General features: G+C 44.5%; 11 protein-coding genes. 6 read left to right on the plus strand and 5 right to left on the minus strand.

The annotated features are described in order from the left end of the window. Positions 1-15: 15 nt before the first annotated feature. Positions 16-3459 carry a ThuA domain-containing protein gene (locus AC1DV1_RS18270; RefSeq protein ID WP_477361797.1) on the minus strand — a complete coding sequence of 1148 codons (3444 nt, stop codon included), beginning with the start codon at positions 3457-3459 and terminating at the stop codon, positions 16-18. 332 nt (positions 3460-3791) lie between these two features. Between AC1DV1_RS18270 and AC1DV1_RS18275 the strand changes: the two genes are divergently transcribed. The 4 genes from AC1DV1_RS18275 to AC1DV1_RS18290 all read left to right on the plus strand — a co-directional run bounded on the left by AC1DV1_RS18275 (position 3792) and on the right by AC1DV1_RS18290 (position 8966). Then, positions 3792-4664, plus strand: a complete 873-nt coding sequence (locus tag AC1DV1_RS18275; protein ID WP_477361799.1) for an alpha/beta fold hydrolase — start codon at positions 3792-3794, stop codon at positions 4662-4664. A gap of 202 nt (positions 4665-4866) precedes the next feature. After that, a complete protein-coding gene (locus AC1DV1_RS18280; protein WP_477361818.1) occupies positions 4867-5427 on the plus strand; it encodes a DUF2625 family protein in 561 nt (186 codons plus the stop codon). A gap of 226 nt (positions 5428-5653) precedes the next feature. Continuing rightward, on the plus strand, positions 5654-7564 hold the full coding sequence (locus AC1DV1_RS18285) for an AMP-dependent synthetase/ligase (RefSeq protein ID WP_477361800.1): 1911 nt from the start codon (positions 5654-5656) through the stop codon (positions 7562-7564). Between the two features lie 199 nt (positions 7565-7763). Continuing rightward, positions 7764-8966, plus strand: a complete 1203-nt coding sequence (locus AC1DV1_RS18290; RefSeq protein WP_477361802.1) for a DUF763 domain-containing protein — start codon at positions 7764-7766, stop codon at positions 8964-8966. A 129-nt stretch (positions 8967-9095) separates the two neighbouring features. On the opposite strand, the gene AC1DV1_RS18295 is transcribed toward AC1DV1_RS18290, so the two are convergent. From AC1DV1_RS18295 to gltB, 4 genes are all read right to left on the minus strand, one after another. Then, positions 9096-10094, minus strand: coding sequence for a family 43 glycosylhydrolase (locus AC1DV1_RS18295; protein WP_477361804.1), 999 nt, complete (start codon positions 10092-10094; stop codon positions 9096-9098). Positions 10095-10145: 51 nt separating this feature from the next. Beyond that, positions 10146-10679 carry a DUF4142 domain-containing protein gene (locus AC1DV1_RS18300; RefSeq protein WP_477361806.1) on the minus strand — a complete coding sequence of 178 codons (534 nt, stop codon included), beginning with the start codon at positions 10677-10679 and terminating at the stop codon, positions 10146-10148. A 193-nt stretch (positions 10680-10872) separates the two neighbouring features. After that, entirely contained in the window at positions 10873-12351 is a 1479-nt protein-coding gene (locus tag AC1DV1_RS18305; RefSeq protein ID WP_477361808.1) for a glutamate synthase subunit beta, read from the minus strand. A gap of 6 nt (positions 12352-12357) precedes the next feature. Further along, complete coding sequence (gltB, locus tag AC1DV1_RS18310; RefSeq protein ID WP_477361810.1) at positions 12358-16875, minus strand: glutamate synthase large subunit; 4518 nt, start codon at positions 16873-16875, stop codon at positions 12358-12360. Positions 16876-17394: 519 nt separating this feature from the next. Between gltB and AC1DV1_RS18315 the strand changes: the two genes are divergently transcribed. Together AC1DV1_RS18315 and AC1DV1_RS18320 are read left to right on the plus strand one after the other, a co-directional pair. Then, the gene (locus AC1DV1_RS18315; protein ID WP_477361812.1) at positions 17395-17886 is read left to right on the plus strand and encodes a D-glycero-alpha-D-manno-heptose-1,7-bisphosphate 7-phosphatase; all 492 of its coding nucleotides are present in this window, start codon (positions 17395-17397) and stop codon (positions 17884-17886) included. A gap of 186 nt (positions 17887-18072) precedes the next feature. Then, positions 18073-19602, plus strand: a complete 1530-nt coding sequence (locus AC1DV1_RS18320; RefSeq protein WP_477361814.1) for a hypothetical protein — start codon at positions 18073-18075, stop codon at positions 19600-19602. Positions 19603-19897 lie beyond the last annotated feature (295 nt).

The following is a 19897-nucleotide window of genomic DNA, read 5'->3' on the forward strand; positions in this document are numbered from 1 at the left end:
TCTATGTGTTTTAAATTATTGACCGAAGCGAATATCGCTTAATTTAAGGATGCCATCATTTGGTTTGGTACGTTTAATGGCAAAAACAAATACATTGTGTTTGCCGGTAACTGTTTTTTGCACATCGCCACTCAACCAGGCCAGCTTATCCCAACTGCCGGTATCACCATAATTTGCCGAGCAAATAACGGGACCTGCCTGTGAATCCATCCGTACTTCAATCTCGCCATCAACTCCTTTGGATGCGTACTGGAAACTCATTTTGTTGATATCGGTTAAATCCACATCCCTGAACAACACAAACGATTTATGGTTGCCCAGCGACAGATCGTCTTTAAAACGATTGAAACCTTTTAATTCATCAGCATAAACAGCCTTTACATCCGCATTTCGTAAAGTTATCACATCGGTACCGGTAAGCGGCCCAACCACCTTACCGCCTTTATCGGTATAGGATGCAAATAATGTGTATTGGCCACGCGGTTCGGCATCGCTAAATTTCAGGTTTAGGCTGCCGGTAAGCGGTAAGGCGGTGGCCTTGCTCTTTTTGTCGGTAAGCGAGAAAATGTATTTCACTATCTCTTTGGTATCAGCTGCCGAAAGCTGCGGGTGAGCACTCATGACATGCTCGGTTCCCCAGCTGCCCGCGCCACCGGCTATGATCTTTTTGGATAGCTTATCAACCGACCCCTTTTGTGTTTTATACCTGTTGGCTATCGCTATAAAGCTTGGCCCTACCGCTGTTTTGTTAGCCAGGTGGCACGATTTACAATCGCTGTTGGCCATCAACGCCTTGCCTGGATAGCTTATTTCATTAGCCGACAAAGCAGCCAAACTTTGCACCGTTTTACCATCTGCCGATGGCTGTGGATTGTAGATGTAAAATAATTTCACCCGTTTAGGGTCTATCTTGCTGTCTTCTTTATCCTTCACCACCACATGGTATTTAAAGGGCTGCCCCTTTTGGATGAATGATTTGTTGCCAGCACCGGCAATGGTTACTACCGGCCGGGTATTACCAACCCTCACTATAATGGTATCGCGGCCTATAGCACCCCCTTTATCGGTAACTTTTAATATGGCCTTATAAATACCCGGCTTAGTATAGGTATAGCTTGCCGAGGCTGTTGCTGCGCCCACCGTTTTACCATCAAACAACCATTGGTAGGTTATTTTATCGTCATCATCCAAATCCTTACTGTTCTGGCTGTTAAAACCAACGATTAGCGGTGCCTGGCCCGATATCTCTTTTTTTACGGGCATTTCCTTCAACTCGGCAGTAAGATATTTGGTATGTTGGTAGTAGGCTTGCATAGCAGTATCAGTAATACCGGCTTTGGCAATGGGCGCACGGTTGCCGGTGTTGTATTCAATTTTCACCAGGCGGGCATCTTCATTTTGCGCCCCGTAGACAGATCCGTATTCCAGCATATATAAAGCGCCATCGGGGCCAAACTGCATATCAATAGGTCTCCTGAAATCGCCATTGGCAGGCATAAAAGCTTCGTTGCGCACATAATTTTCGTTTTCATCAAACGTCAGGCTTATTACCCAGTTGCGCATCCAGTCGGCCACAAACAATTTGCCATCGTAATAATCAGGGAACTTATTGGGGTTTTTAACATTGGCATTGTACTTATAAAAATCGCCTCCGATAGCGCAGCGTCCGCCTAATCCCAGTTCGGGAAACTCATCCGAGGCCGCATAAGGGTACCAGATCATGGCGGGTGTGGCGGGTGGCAGCACGTTTAAACCTGTATTGTTCGGCGAGTTATTTACCGGCCGTTTAGGATCAAACATTGGCCCGGGAGTGCCCGTAACAAAATCCCAGTGTGAGTAGGCAAAGTTGTTGCCCACAAAATACGGCCAGCCAAAGTTGCCGGCCTTGCGGGCCTGGTTAAATTCATCATAACCGCGCGGGCCACGTGGCGAATCGTTACCGGCATCGGGCCCAATCTCGCCCCAGTATAAAACCGAGGTGTTGGGGTTAACCGCGATACGGTATGGGTTACGGCAACCCATTACATAAATTTCGGGTTTGGTTTTGGCCATACCTTTGGGGAAAAGGTTTCCTTCGGGAATGGTATAGGTACCATCAGCCTCGGGATGAATCCGCAATATTTTACCTTTAAAGTCATTGGTATTGCCTGCGCTACGCTGGGCATCAAGGCTAAAATGTTCTTTTCCGGGGCGTTCATCCAGCGGTGCGTAACCATCGGCTGGGAACGGGCTCGAGCTGTCACCCGTGGACAGGTATAGGTTTCTGTTTTTATCCCATGCCAATGAACCGCCATGGTGTGCGCCACTTATTATTTGTACAGGTACTTTTAACAGGATTTTTTCTGATTTCAAGTCGAGTACATTTGCCGGGCTTAATTTAAAGCGCGAAAGCTGGAAGTTTAAAGGCTCGATGATTTGCCCCTCGGGCATGTAATAAATATAAACAAACTGGTTGGTTTCAAAATCAGGGTCGAGCGTCAGGCCAATAACCCCGGTGCCACCCTGGTAAGTGATGGGAAATTTATGGATCACTTTAAACTGGTTGGTTTTGGTATTATAAACCGAAAAATTACCCATCAGCTGGGTAAAAAATACGCGACCATCTTTAGCACAGGCCAATTCCATGGGCGATGCCACGTTGCTTATCAACACTGTTTTAATAAAGCGGGTTTGATCGGGCGATACTTTGGCGTAAGCTTTACTGTAATCCAACGGCTTGCCGTTGCCCATGGCGTATTTAATACCGCCAAGCATCTGGCCTAAAAACAAGGGATCACTATAGCTTTCGTCGGTATGGCCGCAACCGGAATAAAATGAGCGGCCGCCGTCAAACTCATGAAACCAGGTTATCGGGTGATTGGCCCCGTTGGTACCCCCATCATAAGTGTTTTCGTCCAGGCTGGCCAAAACATGTATGCCGCTGTAGATGGATTTATAGTTGTACCACTCGTCGGTACGCTCCCAGCGGGCTGGTAAACCGGCCGTTATTGGGTTGGTATGATCGGTAACATCTACAGTAGCCGTACGGATATTTGAATTATTGGGGTGGCTTGAAAAATACGCACCCACCAGTTTGCCGTACCATGGCCAGTCGTACTCGGTATCGGCAGCCGAATGGAAACCTGCATATCCGCCTCCCGCCTGTATATACCGTTCAAACGCTGCCTGCTGCATGGCGTTAAGTACATTGCCCGTAGTACACTGAAATATAACGGCATCGTATTTTTTCAGGTTCTCGTCGGTAAAAGCTTCAGAATTGGTTGTGGTATCAACATCGAAATTATTTTCTTTACCCAGTTTCTGGATAGCGGCTATACCAAACGGAATGCAGGAATGGTGCCAGCCCAATGTTTTTGAAAAAACCAGCACGTGTTGCCGCGGCGCAGGTTTTTTAAACGAATACAGCCCAAAACTGAGCCCTATCAATAAAATACAGGTGAGTTTTAATTTTAATGACATTATTTGAGAGATTTAGTTGATGTACATTTTGTTGCCAATAAGCCTGCCAGTAGTACCCTTTAAGGGCTGCGAGAATAGGCTGATTAGGCCCGACGATAAAAATGTATTATGTAACGGTAAAAAAGTACCGGCTAACTAATTGGTTAAACAATATTAACGATTTAGCAGTTCACAGTGTAATAAATACACGCTTATTTTTAGGCCCTTGTGCATTGTAAGTGAATTGTTACCCTTGGCTTGCAGGTGTGCTTTTTACATCCTGTCGTAAAGCACCCGCTACTTTGTCGCGCATTGCTGTTTGCACCATTGGCTCTTCATGCTAAATTTGAATCATGAAAAACTTCTTGCTGCTATTTATCAAGATCACTACTTTTATCATTATACTTATGACAACAGCCACCACCACACAGGCGCAGGATGCCGGTAAATATGCCCAGGTAAACGGCATAAAAATGTATTACGAAATTCATGGCAATGGCCAGCCGCTGGTATTAATTCATGGTGGCGGTTCAACCATGCATACTTCATTTGGTAAAATTATGCCACAGCTTGCCAAAACCCATATGGTTATTGCTGTTGATCTGCAAAATCACGGCCGTACATCGGCAAGGGATATCCCCGAAACTTTTGAGCAGGATGCCGATGATGTGGCCGAACTGCTAAAGCAACTAAACATTAAAGGTGCCGATGTTATGGGTTTTAGCAACGGCGGCAGCACTACCCTGCAATTGGCTATCAGGCATCCCGAATTAGTACATAAACTGGTTGTCATCTCGGCACTTTATAAACGCGCCGGCACATTCCCGTGGTTTTGGGATTTTATGCGCAATGCAGATATATCATCGATGCCGCAGGTTTACAAAGATGTTTACCTGGCCATACCGGGCAATACCCAGGCCGGGCTGCAAAACATGCATGATAAAGATGCCAAACGGATGCAGACGTTTAAAGATTGGAATACCGAAGATATCAAAGTCATCCAGGCCCCTACCCTGGTCATCGTAAGCGATCAGGATGTGATTACACCTGAGCACGCTATAGAATTGTCGCGGTTATTGCCACATGGCCGACTAACCATTATGCCCGGCAGCCACGGCGCTTTTATTGGCGAAGTTATGGCACCAAACCCGGATAGTAAAGTACCGGAGTTATTTGTAGCGATGCTTAATGAGTTTTTAACGGAAGCTATGCCGAAGGATAAATAAACAAATATTAGTTGAGGCTTGCTAAAAAGGCATCCGTGCTTTTGATTATGAGAAAACAAATCTTACTCCTGCTACTGACCATTCTAACATTGCCAGTATGCGCTCAAAATAACTTGCGTTCTGTTGTCGAACTAACCAATGATACATCTGCCTGGCCTCTGCTTTAGAAGATATAAAAACAGCAAAAAACAAAATTGAGGTTCTGCCGGCATCTAACGGCAAAGATGCATTATATCAAACACAGGTGACCACTCACTCCTACATGGGTGCGGTTATTTATTTTACCGGCGGCATATTGGTGGATAATGGTTGGATACGCATATTAGGATCGGGCAGMGAAAAATTGAAACGAAGCCTTCCGGGCTGGAATAAAGGCAAAAGCTTTAATGAGCTGGGCGAACAACCGCCATTTTTATTGATAGCAGATGATGCCGACGGTGGGCTTTTTGCTATCAACGGTGGAAAATTCGGAACCGATTTGGGCAAAATTTATTACCTGGCGCCTGAGCGCTTAAAGTGGGAGGCGCTGCATATAGGGTATACCGAATTTTTGAACTTTTGCTGGTATGGCGATATGAACCAGTTTTACGACAGCCTGCGATGGAAAGGATGGCAGGAAGATTTAAAAAAAGTAAGCGGTGACCAGGCTTTTAACTTTTATCCTTACCTGTGGACTACTGAAGGTAAAGACGTCAACAAGGTAACCAGGACGGTGGTGCCCATGCAGGAAGCGTATGATTTCAGGATAGAAAGCATTAAATAACACGGATCCTGGAGATAAAATATGGCGGATGGCCGAGGGATCAATGAGGTCTATCGGCGAAGAATCGCCCGGCGATGTTGCGCCAGCATTCAAAACCATCGTTTATTTTAACGTTTCGAACACTCCAGATTTCAAACCTATTTGCTATTTGCTACTAAGAAACCTTATCCCAATTGTTTTTTGTTGCCAAATAATATAAGTTTGTTGGGAATATCCAATTATACTGATGAGTTATACAACCGAACTTACAACTGTCCCATCGTTTATACGCAATACTGTTGCTAATATCCATCCCGAAAATCATACATTTTTAATCCATAAGGTTAAAGATACCTGGGTGGAGATTACTTATGGCGAGGCGCTGGAAAACATAGATGCCATATCGGCCTGGCTTTTAAACCTGGGCATAAAAAAAGGCGACCGGTTGTCGCTAATCATCGAGAATGGACCAAATTATGTTTATTACGACCAGGCATTACAACAGATAGGCGCTGTAAACGCATCGATATATCCTACCCTCACCGAAAACGAAATTGAATATATTCTGAACGATTCGGGTGCAAAAGCCATTATAACGGGCAATCCGTTCCTTTTTCGCAAAGTGCTAAAAATAGCCAATAACTGTCCCGAGCTCATTCGTATTATACCGGCTTTTGACGATTTTGAAAAACACAGCAGCAAACATACGCTGAATGCGGGCGTAATCGGTTTCGATGACGTTATTAAAGAAGGCCTGGCTTTGGTTGACCAATACCGCCATGCCATTGCTGCCGCCCGCGAAGCTATTTTACCTACCGATCTTTCCTGCCTTATTTATACATCAGGTACAACAGGTATCCCCAAGGGTGTAATGCTCACGCATTATAACCTTACTCAAAATGCGCTGAACAGCGTTATTCAAATTCCTTTTGTAACCAAAAACGACCGTTTTTTATCGTTCCTGCCGTTATCGCATGTATTTGAGCGCACTATTTACCATATCGCTATTTTAAAAGGGTCGCAAATTGCTTTTGCCCAAAGTTTGGAGCTGTTAGCAAAAAATATGGGCGAAACCCAGCCTACCATACTATGCTGCGTACCGCGCCTGCTCGAGCGTATTCACGACAGGGCTATCAAAAGCGGCACATCTGCGGGTGGCTTAAAAACCAAGATATTTTTGTGGGCTTTTGAAACAGGAAAAAAAGTACGTTTGATACAGGAAGCCGGTAAATCGCCGGGCCTTATCCTTAAAGCCCAGCACGGCATTGCCGAAAAACTGGTTTTCAGTAAGATAAAAGAAAAAACCGGTGGCAGGCTGCAGTTTATGGTATCGGGCGGCGGCGCACTGCCGAAAAACATAGGTGAGTTTTTTGGCGACCTGGGTATTGTAATATTGGAGGGTTTCGGGTTAACAGAAACATCGCCTGTTATGGCTGTAACCGAAAGGCACAGGGTAATTTATGGCACTGTGGGCCGTATTATTCCGGGTATCGAGGTGGCTATCCAAAATGTAGAGACCAAAGAAATTTACTCCATACAAACCCACGATAATTTTAAGGAAGATACGGAGACCGAGGAAGGCGAAATTATTGTTCGCGGCCACTGCGTAATGAAGGGTTACTGGCACAAACCAGAAGAAACAGCCATGGTTATCGACGAAGATAACTGGTTTCATACCGGCGATATTGGCCGCTTCTTTCGCGGCAACCTGCAAATTACCGATAGGCTGAAAAACATGCTGGTAAACGCGTACGGCAAAAACATATACCCTACCCCGGTTGAGAATACGTACCTGAAGAGCCCTAAAATTGAACAGGTGTTTTTAGTTGGCGATAAACGCGAATACATTGCCGCTATCATAGTGCCCGGTAAAGAAGGCTTGCAGGAACAATTCGGCCTCAACAACGATTTTTTTGAGCGCCCCGAAGTATTTATCGATGACCAGGAAATTGTAGACTGGATAAGCCAGGATATCCGCAAATTCAGCAACGAACTGGCCAAATTTGAACGCATCAAGTCATTTAAAGTAAAGCGTAACCCCTTCAGCATGGAAGAAGGCGAGATAACCCCAACCATGAAAGCCAAACGCAAAGTAATTGAGAAAAAATATGCGGCAGAAATAGATGAGCTGTACGCCGGTGAAGCAGAAGAAGATTAATTTGATTTGAGAATTTGAGAATTTGAAAATGCTTCTCGTCTGAACCCTATTTTAGGAATTAGGGGATTAACCAGGTTGGATTTCAGGCACGCAAATTAAATCCTCAAAGTCTGATAAATCATTTAATAGCAGTTCAAAAAAAAAACCTGTTAATCCTGCAAAATCCTCAAATCGTGTAAATTTTACTAACTTTGTTAGCATGAAGCGATCTGGCAGTGCTGACTTACCTTTACATTATGGCTATGTACCCGCATGGCTTGCCGGGCGTATGGCAAAGTTAGGCCTGGCGGTAATTGAAACAATTGTAATGGATTATGGCAAAGACGAGGTTTTACGCCGCCTGAGCGATCCGTTTTGGTTTCAAAGCCTTGGCGCCGTGATGGGCATGGATTGGCATTCATCGGGCATAACTACATCGGTAATGGGCGCTTTAAAAAAATCTGTAAACCCGCACAGCCGCGAACTTGGCATTTACATTTGCGGCGGCAAAGGCAAGCACTCCAAACAAACCCCTGCCGAGCTGTTAAAAATTGGTGAAACCACCGGGCTTGACGGCAACCACCTGGTACGATGCAGCAAACTAAGCGCTAAAGTTGATAATACAGCCATACAGGATGGTTTCCAGCTATATACCCACAATTTTATCCTGAGCGATACCGGCAAATGGGCTGTAGTACAGCAAGGCATGAGTGATGCCAGCAGCACCGCACGCCGCTACCACTGGCACTCGGAGCAATTGACATCATTTGTTGATGATCCGCATACATCCATCTACGGCAAAAATACAGGCCTGATCCTGAACATGACAGATAAACTGGCCGATACCTCCAGGAGCGGCGTAATGCAAATAGCCGCCGAACACCCGGAAGCCATGATCAAAGAGATCAGCCACCTGGTATTGCCCAATCATCATGATGTAAAAGCCAAGGACGTGGATCTGAAACGTTTGGGCGCTGTGCTTTGGTTAGCCCATGAAAAGCAGCCCGCTGATTTTGAAGATTTGTTGCTATTACAAGGCCTGGGGCCACGTACCCTGCAATCGCTGGCATTGGTAAGCGAGGTTATACACGGAACTCCATCGCGGTTTAAAGATCCGGCAAGGTTTTCCTTTGCACACGGGGGCAAGGATGGCCACCCCTTTCCAGTACCTACCAAAGTATATGACGAAACGATAGGCGTCCTCCAAAACGCGATACACAAATCGAAACTGGGATTATCAGAACAAAACGAAGCCATCAAACGGCTCCATAAAATAGCCGAAAATGCCGAAAAAGATTTTACACCCAACGCCAATTTTGACGAGGTAATAGCTAAAGAGCGTGAAGATTCATGGAAATACGGCGGGCGTACTGTTATGGGTAGAGCTAAGCCGCCGGTACAACAGCAATTGAAGCTTTTCTAAAAGCGCTCCCTATCGCTCCCGCGAGCTTCCAGCTCGTGGGTTGCATGGTTTCAGCTTTCAGCTGAAATAGCCAAGCCAGTACTCCCCCGGATCACACTCATGCTAACCTTTTTACGAGTTAAACAGCCGTTATTTTCCATCAACATATTTCCACCCGCCCGTTTTTACATCCATCTTCCACGGCCGGGGCTTTGGTAGCCATAACTTGCCGTCGCCAATCTCGAGGGGCATCCATAGGTAGCGCGAGTCCCATTGGGCTTTGGGGCGCCACTGGTCGGCCATAAAAATTACGGTGGTGCTTTTTGTACCAACAACCTTAACCATCATGGTAGATTGCGATCCATAAGTATTTGTCTCGGGCGGTGCGATATCTTTAAACTCCGACCATGGGCCACTTAGCGATGTTGCCGTAGCATATTTGTTAGGATTGGGGTCCCAGCCGGTAAGCGCCGAACCAATGGCATAATAAAGCCCTTTATAATGCACCAGGGCGCCACCTTCCAAAGGCGCTTTAATAAGGCATATCTCTTTTTCAACACTCAGGTAATCGTCAGATAGTTGGGCAATATGAAAACCCTTGGCCCTATCCTCAAATATCAGGTATGCCGAACCGTCATCGTCAACAAACTGACCAATATCACGGCTTTGCTCGCCTAAAGGCCTAAAGCTTTTAAGGTACTTGTAGTCGCCATCTATCTTATCACAAACCGCAACGCCAACGCGGGCTGCTTTGTAGTTGGCGCTATCCATATGGAGGTACATCACATACTGCCTGTTCTTTTTGTTGTAAAAAACCTTTGGCCGTTCTAAAACAAAGCCTTTACCGAAGTTTGCCGGATCGTCTGTTTTGATCACTTTGTTCCGGAATGTCCAATTCGTAAGGTCGGGCGAGGAATAACAGGCTACGTAGCGTTTGGCGGGATCATTGTCTTTTGCTCGGTCTTCGCCAAACCAGTAATATAATTTTCCAATTTTGATGATGCCGCCGCCGTGGGCCTGCACATGTTCGCCCCGGTTATCAGGCCAAACCTCGCTGGGTTTTATAGCAGAAACTTGTGCAGAAACCTGTATTTGGCAGGCAACGAAAACCAGCAATAAGGCGATAAATGAACTTTTATTTAATAGCATGATTTAGATAGGTATAGCCCGCAATTTAAACATTACCTGCTATTAAATAAACTATTTTAACACCAGCATAATCACCTTAGCCGAATCAAGATGTGCCTGCAACGATGCCATGTTTTTGCTGGCAAAATCAGATACATTAGGGTTTTTATTGAGCGAGGCGGATTTAAACAGCGTTATTTCCTGTTCATGCTGATTTATCAGCATTTCCATGTACGCTTTGTCAAAGTCGGCAGCTTTCTTCTGTTCAAGGGCAGCTATTACCTGTTGGTGGCCGGCATTTATGGTATCGTTGGATGTTACAAAATTATCAATCTCCAATTTTCTGAAATTATCAGCAAGCAGGGTATGGTCATCAATCATCGTTTTGGCAAACTGAATAACTTTTTGATTTTTCGAGTTGGAGATAGCCAAACCTGAAGCTTTTACGGTTGCCAGGCTGGCTTCGGTGCCATTTTTTAAAAAAAGCATTCCGCCACCATCAACAAGTACTTTATTGTTGTAATTATTTGCGCGTTTGTTGCTTTCGCATGATTGCGCAAAAACGAAGGCTACTAAAATCAATAACAAGCCGGTTAAATACTTCATTTATAAATTGGTTATGCTTTGTTTAGGTTTAACGGCAAAAAGGGACAAGTGGTTTTCTAAAGTTGCATAATTAATATTGATTAACCACTAACAACACAAAATACCACATCAAAATAAAACAAAAAACCACGCTGCGATACCCATAACAGGGTATGCAGCGTGGTTATATATCTTCAGCAGATAAGGCGTTTTGCTAAAACACCTGGTCAAACTGATTAACAGCATCCTTGCTTTCCAGCAACGAGTGGCCCATTAAAAATTCATCTACTTTGCGGGCAGTTTCGCGACCTTCAGAGATGGCCCAAACAACCAATGATTGTCCGCGGCGCATATCACCGGCAGCAAATACTTTGCTTACGTTGGTACGGTAAACGCCTTCTTTGGCTTTAACGTTTTTGCGGTCATCCAGTTCAACACCTAATTGAGCTAACAGGCCGGCAGGCTGCGGATACAGGAAACCCATAGCCAGGAACACGCGTTGACAAGGAATTTCACGTTCAGAACCTTCAACTACATGGAATTTCACAGGGCGCCCCATAAAATCCTGTTCCCACTCTACATCTACCACTTTTAACGCACGTAGGTTACCTTCGTCGTCGCCTAAAAATTCCAGGGTATTTACGCCCCAGAAACGATCAGCACCTTCCTCGTGCGAACTGGTGGTTTTAAGCACCATCGGATATGTTGGCCATGGCATATGCTGTGTACGCTGCGCAGGTGGCTGAAACATCACCTCAAACTGCTTAATTGATTTTGCTCCCTGGCGGTTTGATGTACCTACGCAATCGCTGCCGGTATCGCCCCCACCAATTACTACAACATCTTTGCCTGTGGCCAAAATATCATCGCCGTCAACAGCGATATCACTTACACGTTTGTTTTGCTGTTTCAAAAAGTCCATCGCAAAATGGATGCCTTTTAATTCCCTGCCGGGGATCATCAGGTTGCGAGGAATGGTTGAACCGCCTGCCAGTACTACAGCATCATTGCTGCGCAGTAATTCATCAGCAGCTACATTAACGCCTACTTCGCTGTTCAGCTTAAACACCACGCCATCTTTTTCCATTACTTCAATACGGCGTTCCACTACAGTTTTCTCCAACTTAAAATCAGGAATACCATAGCGCAATAAACCTCCCGGTTTATCATCGCGCTCATAAACAGTTACTGCGTGGCCTGCCTTTACCAATTGCGCTGCAGCAGCCAAACCGGCCGGGCCAGAGCCTATTACAGCTACTTTTTTGCCCGATTTAACTAGAGGTGCCGTTGGTTTTACCAGATTTTTCTGGTAAGCAATTTCGATGATATGTTTTTCAATCTCCTCAATAGCTACAGCCGGCTTATTAATACCTAACACACACGCAGATTCGCAAGGTGCAGGACAGATACGACCTGTAAACTCAGGGAAATTATTGGTTGATGATAAAATATGGTAAGCTTCTTCCCAGTTTTGACGATACACGGCATCGTTAAACTCCGGGATAATATTACCCAGCGGGCATCCCGAATGGCAAAAAGGGATACCGCAATTCATACAACGGGCCGATTGCTGGTTCAGCTTCTCGTCGGTATATAAATTAACAAACTCTTTATAGTTTTTTACGCGTTCAGCAGCGGGAACCTTAGTTGGTAATTCCCTGTTAAACTCCTGAAATCCTGTTGGTTTTCCCATTGAATTTTAGCCTATTGTTTGATATTGTAACTTCTCTACTACTTTTTTATACTCTTTTGGATACACCTTCACAAACTGTGTTGATGCTTCGGCCCAGTTAGCCAGGATCTGCTGTGCAAGCTTGCTGCCTGTAAGGCTTACGTGCTTACGCAGTAAGGTAAGTATCTGCTCTTCATCCTGTAACGACAGCGGATCAAGGTCTACCATCTCGGTATTACAGTTCTCGGCAAAGCTGTTATCCGGGTTATAAATCCAGGCTAAACCGCCGCTCATACCAGCCGCAAAGTTGCGTCCTGTTTTACCCAATATCAGTGCACGGCCACCGGTCATATACTCGCAACCATGGTCGCCAATACCCTCAACAACAGTGGTAGCACCCGAGTTACGTACCGCGAAACGTTCGCCGGCCATACCGCCAATAAATACCTCACCTGATGTTGCACCATATAAGGCAACGTTACCAATGATGATATTATCTTCCGGCGTGAAAGTAGCTTTCGCCGATGGATAAATGGCCAGTTGTGCACCTGATAAACCTTTACCTACGTAGTCATTAGCTTCGCCTTCCAACTCAAAAGAGATACCCTTGGTTGCAAAAGCACCGAAACTTTGCCCGGCCGAGCCTTTGAATTTGTAGTTAATGGTATTATCGGGTAAACCTGCAGAACCATAGATCTTCGAGATCTCGTTTGACAGTAAGGTGCCAATAGTACGGTTAACGTTAATGACATCAAATGATGCAAACACCGGCGTTTTATCTTCAAGGGCAGGTTTAGCTGCCTCTAATAACTGCCAATCCAATATCTCATCCATACCATGATCCTGCTTTTCGCTGTTGTAAAGCGTCATGCCTTTGGTATTGGTAACCGGGTGTAATATACCGCTCAGGTCAATCTTTTTGGCCTTCCAGCTTTCCAGGTGGTCTTTCACTTTCAGGAACTGAACACGGCCAACCATTTCGTTAATGGTACGAAAACCTAACTCGGCCATAATCTCACGCAGTTCTTCGGCCATAAATTTAAACAGGTTCACTACGTGATCTGCTTTACCGCTAAACAGTTTCCTTAATTCAGGATCTTGCGTGGCAACACCTACAGGGCAGGTATTTAAGTGACACTTACGCATCATGATACAACCACCTGCTACAAGCGCGGCTGTTGCAACACCCCATTCTTCGGCACCCATCAAAGCTGCAATGGCCAAATCACGACCGGTTTTCAGCTGGCCATCTGTTTGTAATACCACGCGGCTGCGTAATTTATTGCGTACCAATGTTTGGTGAGCTTCGGTTAAACCAAGCTCCCATGGCAAACCTGCGTGTTTTACCGAGCTTATTGGCGATGCACCTGTACCACCGTCATAGCCGGCAATCAGGATAACATCAGCATGTGCTTTGGCCACACCTGCGGCTATTGTACCCACACCTGCTTTTGATACCAATTTTACATTGATACGTGCAGCACGGTTGGCATTTTTTAAATCGAATATTAATTGTGCCAAATCCTCGATAGAGTAAATATCGTGGTGAGGCGGCGGCGAGATTAAACCTACACCGGGTGTAGAGTGACGGGTTTTAGCAATCCAGTCATCAACTTTATGACCCGGAAGTTGCCCGCCTTCGCCCGGCTTGGCTCCCTGCGCCATTTTTATCTGCAATTCATCGGCATTGGTCAGGTAATTTGACGTTACACCGAAACGGGCAGACGCTACTTGCTTGATAGCCGAACGCATTGAATCGCCGTTGGCCATTCTTTCGTAACGCATCTCGTCCTCACCACCTTCGCCGGTATTGCTTTTACCACCTATGCGGTTCATGGCAATAGCCATGGTGCTATGCGCTTCGTGAGATATAGAGCCGAATGACATGGCGCCTGTTGCAAAGCGCTTCATGATATTTTCGGCCGGTTCAACCTCATCAATGCTGATAGCTTCACGGTGATGGGCAAAGTCAAGCAATCCACGAATGGTAAAGTGCTTTTCGGTTTGCTCGTTAATTACTTTAGCGTAGTTTTTGTATACGTTATAATCATTGCTACGGGTAGCATGTTGTAACAAGTGTACCGTGGTTGGGTTAAATAAATGTGCTTCGCCCCTGCGTTTCCATTGGTAAATACCACCCTCTGGCAATAAATTATCAGCCCCCTTGGCATTAAAGCCCATGCGGTGTTTGCATAGTGCTTCGCGGGCTATTTCATCGAGGCCCAAACCGCCAATGCGGGTAACGGCTCCGCAGAAGTATTTATCTACAACAGTTTTATTTAAACCTAATATTTCAAAAACCTGCGAGCCATGGTATGATTGTAAGGTCGAGATCCCCATTTTAGAGAAGATCTTCAGCAACCCATCATTTACAGATTTTACGTAGTTTTTTTGCAATGTTTTAATATCCAGCCCGGTTTCTAAACTACCATTATTTTTAACGGTTTCAATAGTCGCCAAAGCCAGGTAAGGGTTAATAGCCGTAGCGCCAAATGCCAGCAAGCAGGCAAAATGGTGTACTTCCCATGCATCCCCGGTTTCAATCACCAAGCCTACAGCGCCGCGCAGACCTTTTTTTATCAGGTGGTGATGTACGGCAGATACGGCCAGCAACGTTGGGATAGGCGCATGCTCAGAATCTACAGCACGATCCGATAGAATCAGCACTTCAAAACCGTCGTCTACAGCATCTTCTGCGTAGCGGCAAAGCCTTGCAATACCTTTTTCTAACGAGCCAGGCATACCATCGGCCACAAAGTAAGTTTGCAGTGTTTTGGCATGGAAAAGGCCAGTATCAATACTACGCAGTTTTTCTAACTGGTGGTTTTTTAATATCGGGTGTTTTAAAACTACACAATGGCAATGCATTTTGTCTTCATCCAGCAAGTTACCGTTGTTGCCGATAAAGGTTGCCAAACTCATCACCAGGCGCTCGCGGATCGGGTCGATAGGCGGGTTGGTCACCTGGGCAAAAAATTGTTTAAAGTAGCTTGATAAATGTTGTGGTTTATCAGATAAAATAGCTAAAGGCACATCGGTACCCATCGAGCCTACGGGCTCTTTACCATCAACAGCCATTGGCTTAATAATGGTATCAATATCCTCGCGGCTGTAACCAAATACCTGCTGGTAACGGAATACAGAAGCTTCTGAAAGCTGGGCGAATGCCAAACGTGGCTCAGTAAGTTCGCTCAGGTTTATTTTATAATTTTCCAGCCAACGGCCATAAGGCTGCCTTGAAGATATTTGTTTTTTTATTTCATCATCGGTAATGATCCTGCCTTTTTCGGTATCAATCAGCAGCATTTTGCCGGGTTGTAAACGACCTTTACGTACTACGGTGCTTTCGTCAATAGCCAGGGTACCTGCCTCAGATGCTGCTATAACACGACCATCGTTGGTAATTACATAACGCAACGGGCGAAGGCCATTCCTATCCAATAAAGCACCTACCAGTTTACCATCGGTAAAGGTGATAGCGGCCGGGCCATCCCATGGCTCCATCAAGGTAGCATGATACTCGTAAAATGCCTTTTTAATAGGATCCATGTGTACGTTACCGTCCCATGCCTCTGGTACCAGCATCATCATTACGTGTGGTAATGAGCGGCCTGAGTGCAGCAGAATTTCGATGATATTATCCAAACAGGCAGAGTCTGACTGATTGTTATCTATCACCGGCATAATCATTTCCATTTCTTCGGCCGTGAAGTACGACGAAGCGTATGATTTTAACCCGGCGTAAAACCAGTTTAAATTACCTGTTAAGGTGTTGATCTCGCCATTATGGGCTATCAGGCGGAATGGTTGGGCCAGTTTCCACGATGGAAAAGTATTGGTTGAGAAACGCGAGTGGATCATAGCGAAGCCAGATGCAATACGCGGATCAGTTAAATCAGCATAATATTTACGCAGCTGGTAAGTAGTTACCTGGCCTTTGTAAACAATTGTTTTGCATGATAACGAGGTGAAATAAAAATATTCAGATGCACCCGGGATGGTATCTGTAATAGTTTTATTAATGTACCTGCGCAATATAAAAAGCTTACGCTCAAAGTCATCGGCATTGGTAATGTGGTGCGGGCGGGCAATAAATATCTGCTCTACATCGGGCTCGGCCTGGCGGGCTGTTTCGCCAACCGCCATTGAGTCAACGGTTAATTTACGATAGCCTAATTTTACAAGGCCCAGCTTTTCAATTGCGTTGGTAATAACAATACGGCAAGCCTTTTTTTGCGCCGAATCTTTAGGGAAAAAGATCATCCCGACACCATACTCGCCCGGTTCGGGCAGGCTGATCTCGAGGTTTGAGCATTCCTCCATTAAAAACTCATGGGGCAGTTGTATCAATATACCGGCACCATCGCCGGTTTCAGGATCACATCCGCAGGCACCGCGGTGTTCCATGTTCTCGAGCATCGTAAGCGCATCATCAATAATCTGGTTACTTTTATGACCATTTATGTTGGTTATAAATCCAGTTCCGCACGAATCGTGTTCAAATTCTGGCCTGTAAAGGCCCTGGTTGCTATCAGTTTGATTCATCTTTTAGAGTAAACCGTTTATAAAGGGGTGTAACAACGAAGTTACCAATTTGCAAATAAATTATAAAATTTATCGGAATTTTTAAAGATTTCTAAAAAATCGATTATCTATATCATATTTATTTAACAAAATGACAACATAAATAATGAATTATTATGATTAAGCAAATGAAATATGTTGTTTTCTTATTTAGAATCGGTATAAAGTTGTACCAATTTGCCGCTATTCATTTATACAATCGGTAAATATACTAATAACAGAATAAAATTTTGTTGGTTAAATCTATGTGAAGAGTAGACTTTTTAAGTCTTTAGTCGGAAAGTCGGTAAAGTCCAAAAGTCGGGAAGTCAGAAAGTTTAACGGCGTTAAATTGGGGTAGCTAAAGTAAAAACGGGAAATCCAGCAATCAATGAAAATTTATATCTTGACAATACATATTTTCTCAACTTTCGGACTTCCGGACTTTCCGACTTTCGGACTATTTCAAATTCGCTATCTTCGCCAAAAAATTAAAAATAGATGTCTGCAAAAGTTAAAGCCGTTTTTTTAGATCGCGATGGAGTATTGAACCAGGAAATGGGCGACTATGTTCGTCGTATTGAGGATTTTCATGTTCTGGATAATTTTGATGCCCTTAAAACTTTGCAGGATAGGGGCTATATGCTATTGGTAGCCACCAACCAGGGCGGCCTTGCCAAAGGCTGGTATACCGAAGAGGAACTGGCTAAAATGCATCATCACTTAAAAACTGTTTATGCAGAGCATGGTGTGGTAATAACCGACTTTTTTTACTGCCCGCACCACCCTAATTTCACCGGCGACTGTGACTGCCGCAAGCCAAAGCCTGGATTATTGCTGCAAGGCATCGCTAAATACAACATTGACCCCGCCCTATCCTATTTTATTGGCGACCGCGAGCGCGATGTGGAAGCAGGCACCCAGGCTGGCGTTAAAGGAATTTTAATTGATAGCGATCAGCCGATTAGCAGCGTGTTGGATTTGATAGCGTAAGGATACATCATACTATCATTATGTCATTGCGAGATATGAAGCAATAGCAAACGTGCAAAACAGAAATGCATTGTTCGCGATTGCTTCGTGCCTCGCAATGATATAATAGACTCGCAAAAAATCATTTTTTAAAACATTTTACCCGCTTACAACTTTTACAACTAAATTTAACAGTAAAAAAAAATTATGCAGCTAAGCCGCTATTTAAAAAACTACGACACTTTTATTGCCGCGGTACTTGGCTTTGTTGCAATACAAATATTTTGCAGCTATAGTGGCATCGGTATATCGCCAGACTCAATTATGTATACCAGCGCCGCCCGGAGCCTGAACACTAATGGCACGCTGCAAACATTTAACCATATACCTATTGTTGATTTCCCGGTGTTTTACCCCATGTTTTTAGGGGGTATTATGTTTGTTACCCGCATAGAYCCGGTTGTTTTTGGAGCGGTATTGAACGGTTTGATGTTTGCCACACTTATTTTTACCGCCGGGTGGATCATGCAGCGTTTTGTGCCCGCAAACCGGGTTTATAAATGGTTAATGCTGGTGGCCATTATATTAAGCCCGGCATTATTGCAGGTATACTCCTATTTATGGTCAGAGACTTTGTTTATAGTAGAAACCTTGTTTTTCCTGGTGGCTTTCAGGCAGTATTTGCTGAAGCATACGGTTAAAGCTTTAATTATAGCTGCTTTAATTGCAGCAATAAGCTGCGTTACCCGTTATGCCGCAGTTACAATTGTAGGTACCGGCGGGTTACTTTTACTGCTTGACAGGGTTTTGCCGCTTAAAAAGAAGATCATACATATTATTATATACGGCTTTGTTTGCATTTCGCTGTTGGTAAGCAATTTGGTTTTTAACGCTTTCATGTCGGGCACTACTACCGGGCCGCGGGAGCCTTCAATTACCTCGTTTGGTAAAAATCTGTATTACTTTGGCAACGTGGTTTGTGATTGGATGGGGCTTACACCCAATCAATATTGGCTATCTATCCCCCTTGCTATCTTGATATTTGGCGGCTTTATAGCCGCGCTTGCTTATAACTACTATCGCAGGCACCTGGATAGTTTTGAAAACCTGGCCATAACCTTTGCCTTGGTGTATGGCTTATTTATAGTAGTATCGTCAACATTTTCGCGGTACGAACGCATTAACCATCGCCTGCTGGCACCTATATACATCCCCGCGCTTTGGGGCTATACCAGTTGGGGGCTGCTGCTGCTTAAAAAAATAGTCAATGATAATACCCGCAAAATAGTTGGCGCTATCATGATCGTCCTGATGCTGGGCTTTGTAACCAAAGAATTTTTTATCGACAGAAACCGATACAACGACCAGGTAAGGGACGAGTATGGCAACCCCGGCTACACCGACGAAAGCTGGATAGATTCGCCATTTGCTGATTATCTTAAAACAATGGATAAAAGTAAGTTCGACCCAAAGGTTACCATTTATACCGATGCGCATGAGGCGGTTTACTTTTTCTCGGGCATGTCATCCTACCTGGTACCCCACAGGTTCTTTAAAAAGGATATCGCTAAGTTTTACACCTTTAAACATTATTACCTTATCTGGTTTAAAAGCCTGGAAAACCCGGAGCTGATCAATTTAAAGGATATCCAAAAGGCAAAACAGCTTAGGCTGATTAAGGATTTTGGGGAAGAGGGCGGCATTTATGAATATGATGAAAGTCTGAACCGGAATTAAACGAATTATAAAATTACCAGAATTTCAAAATCGATTTAGTCATATTTTCTAATGTGTTTGAACAATTATCCGGGTAAAGCCACTTTTCAAATTCAATAAATTCCATTAATTCGTTTCATTCCGGTTCAGACACAAATTCACTTTTAATTTTGATTTAAAAAACATCTGTCTATATTTGCGCCAGACTTACCCGTATACTATAAAAAAATGAACGGTATCGCATTACATCATCTTCATCTGCATCACCACCATGTGGTGATCAGCTAAATGTATGTTTCTACGCGAAATAACAACC

The organism is Mucilaginibacter sp. P4_D1 (assembly GCF_056401935.1).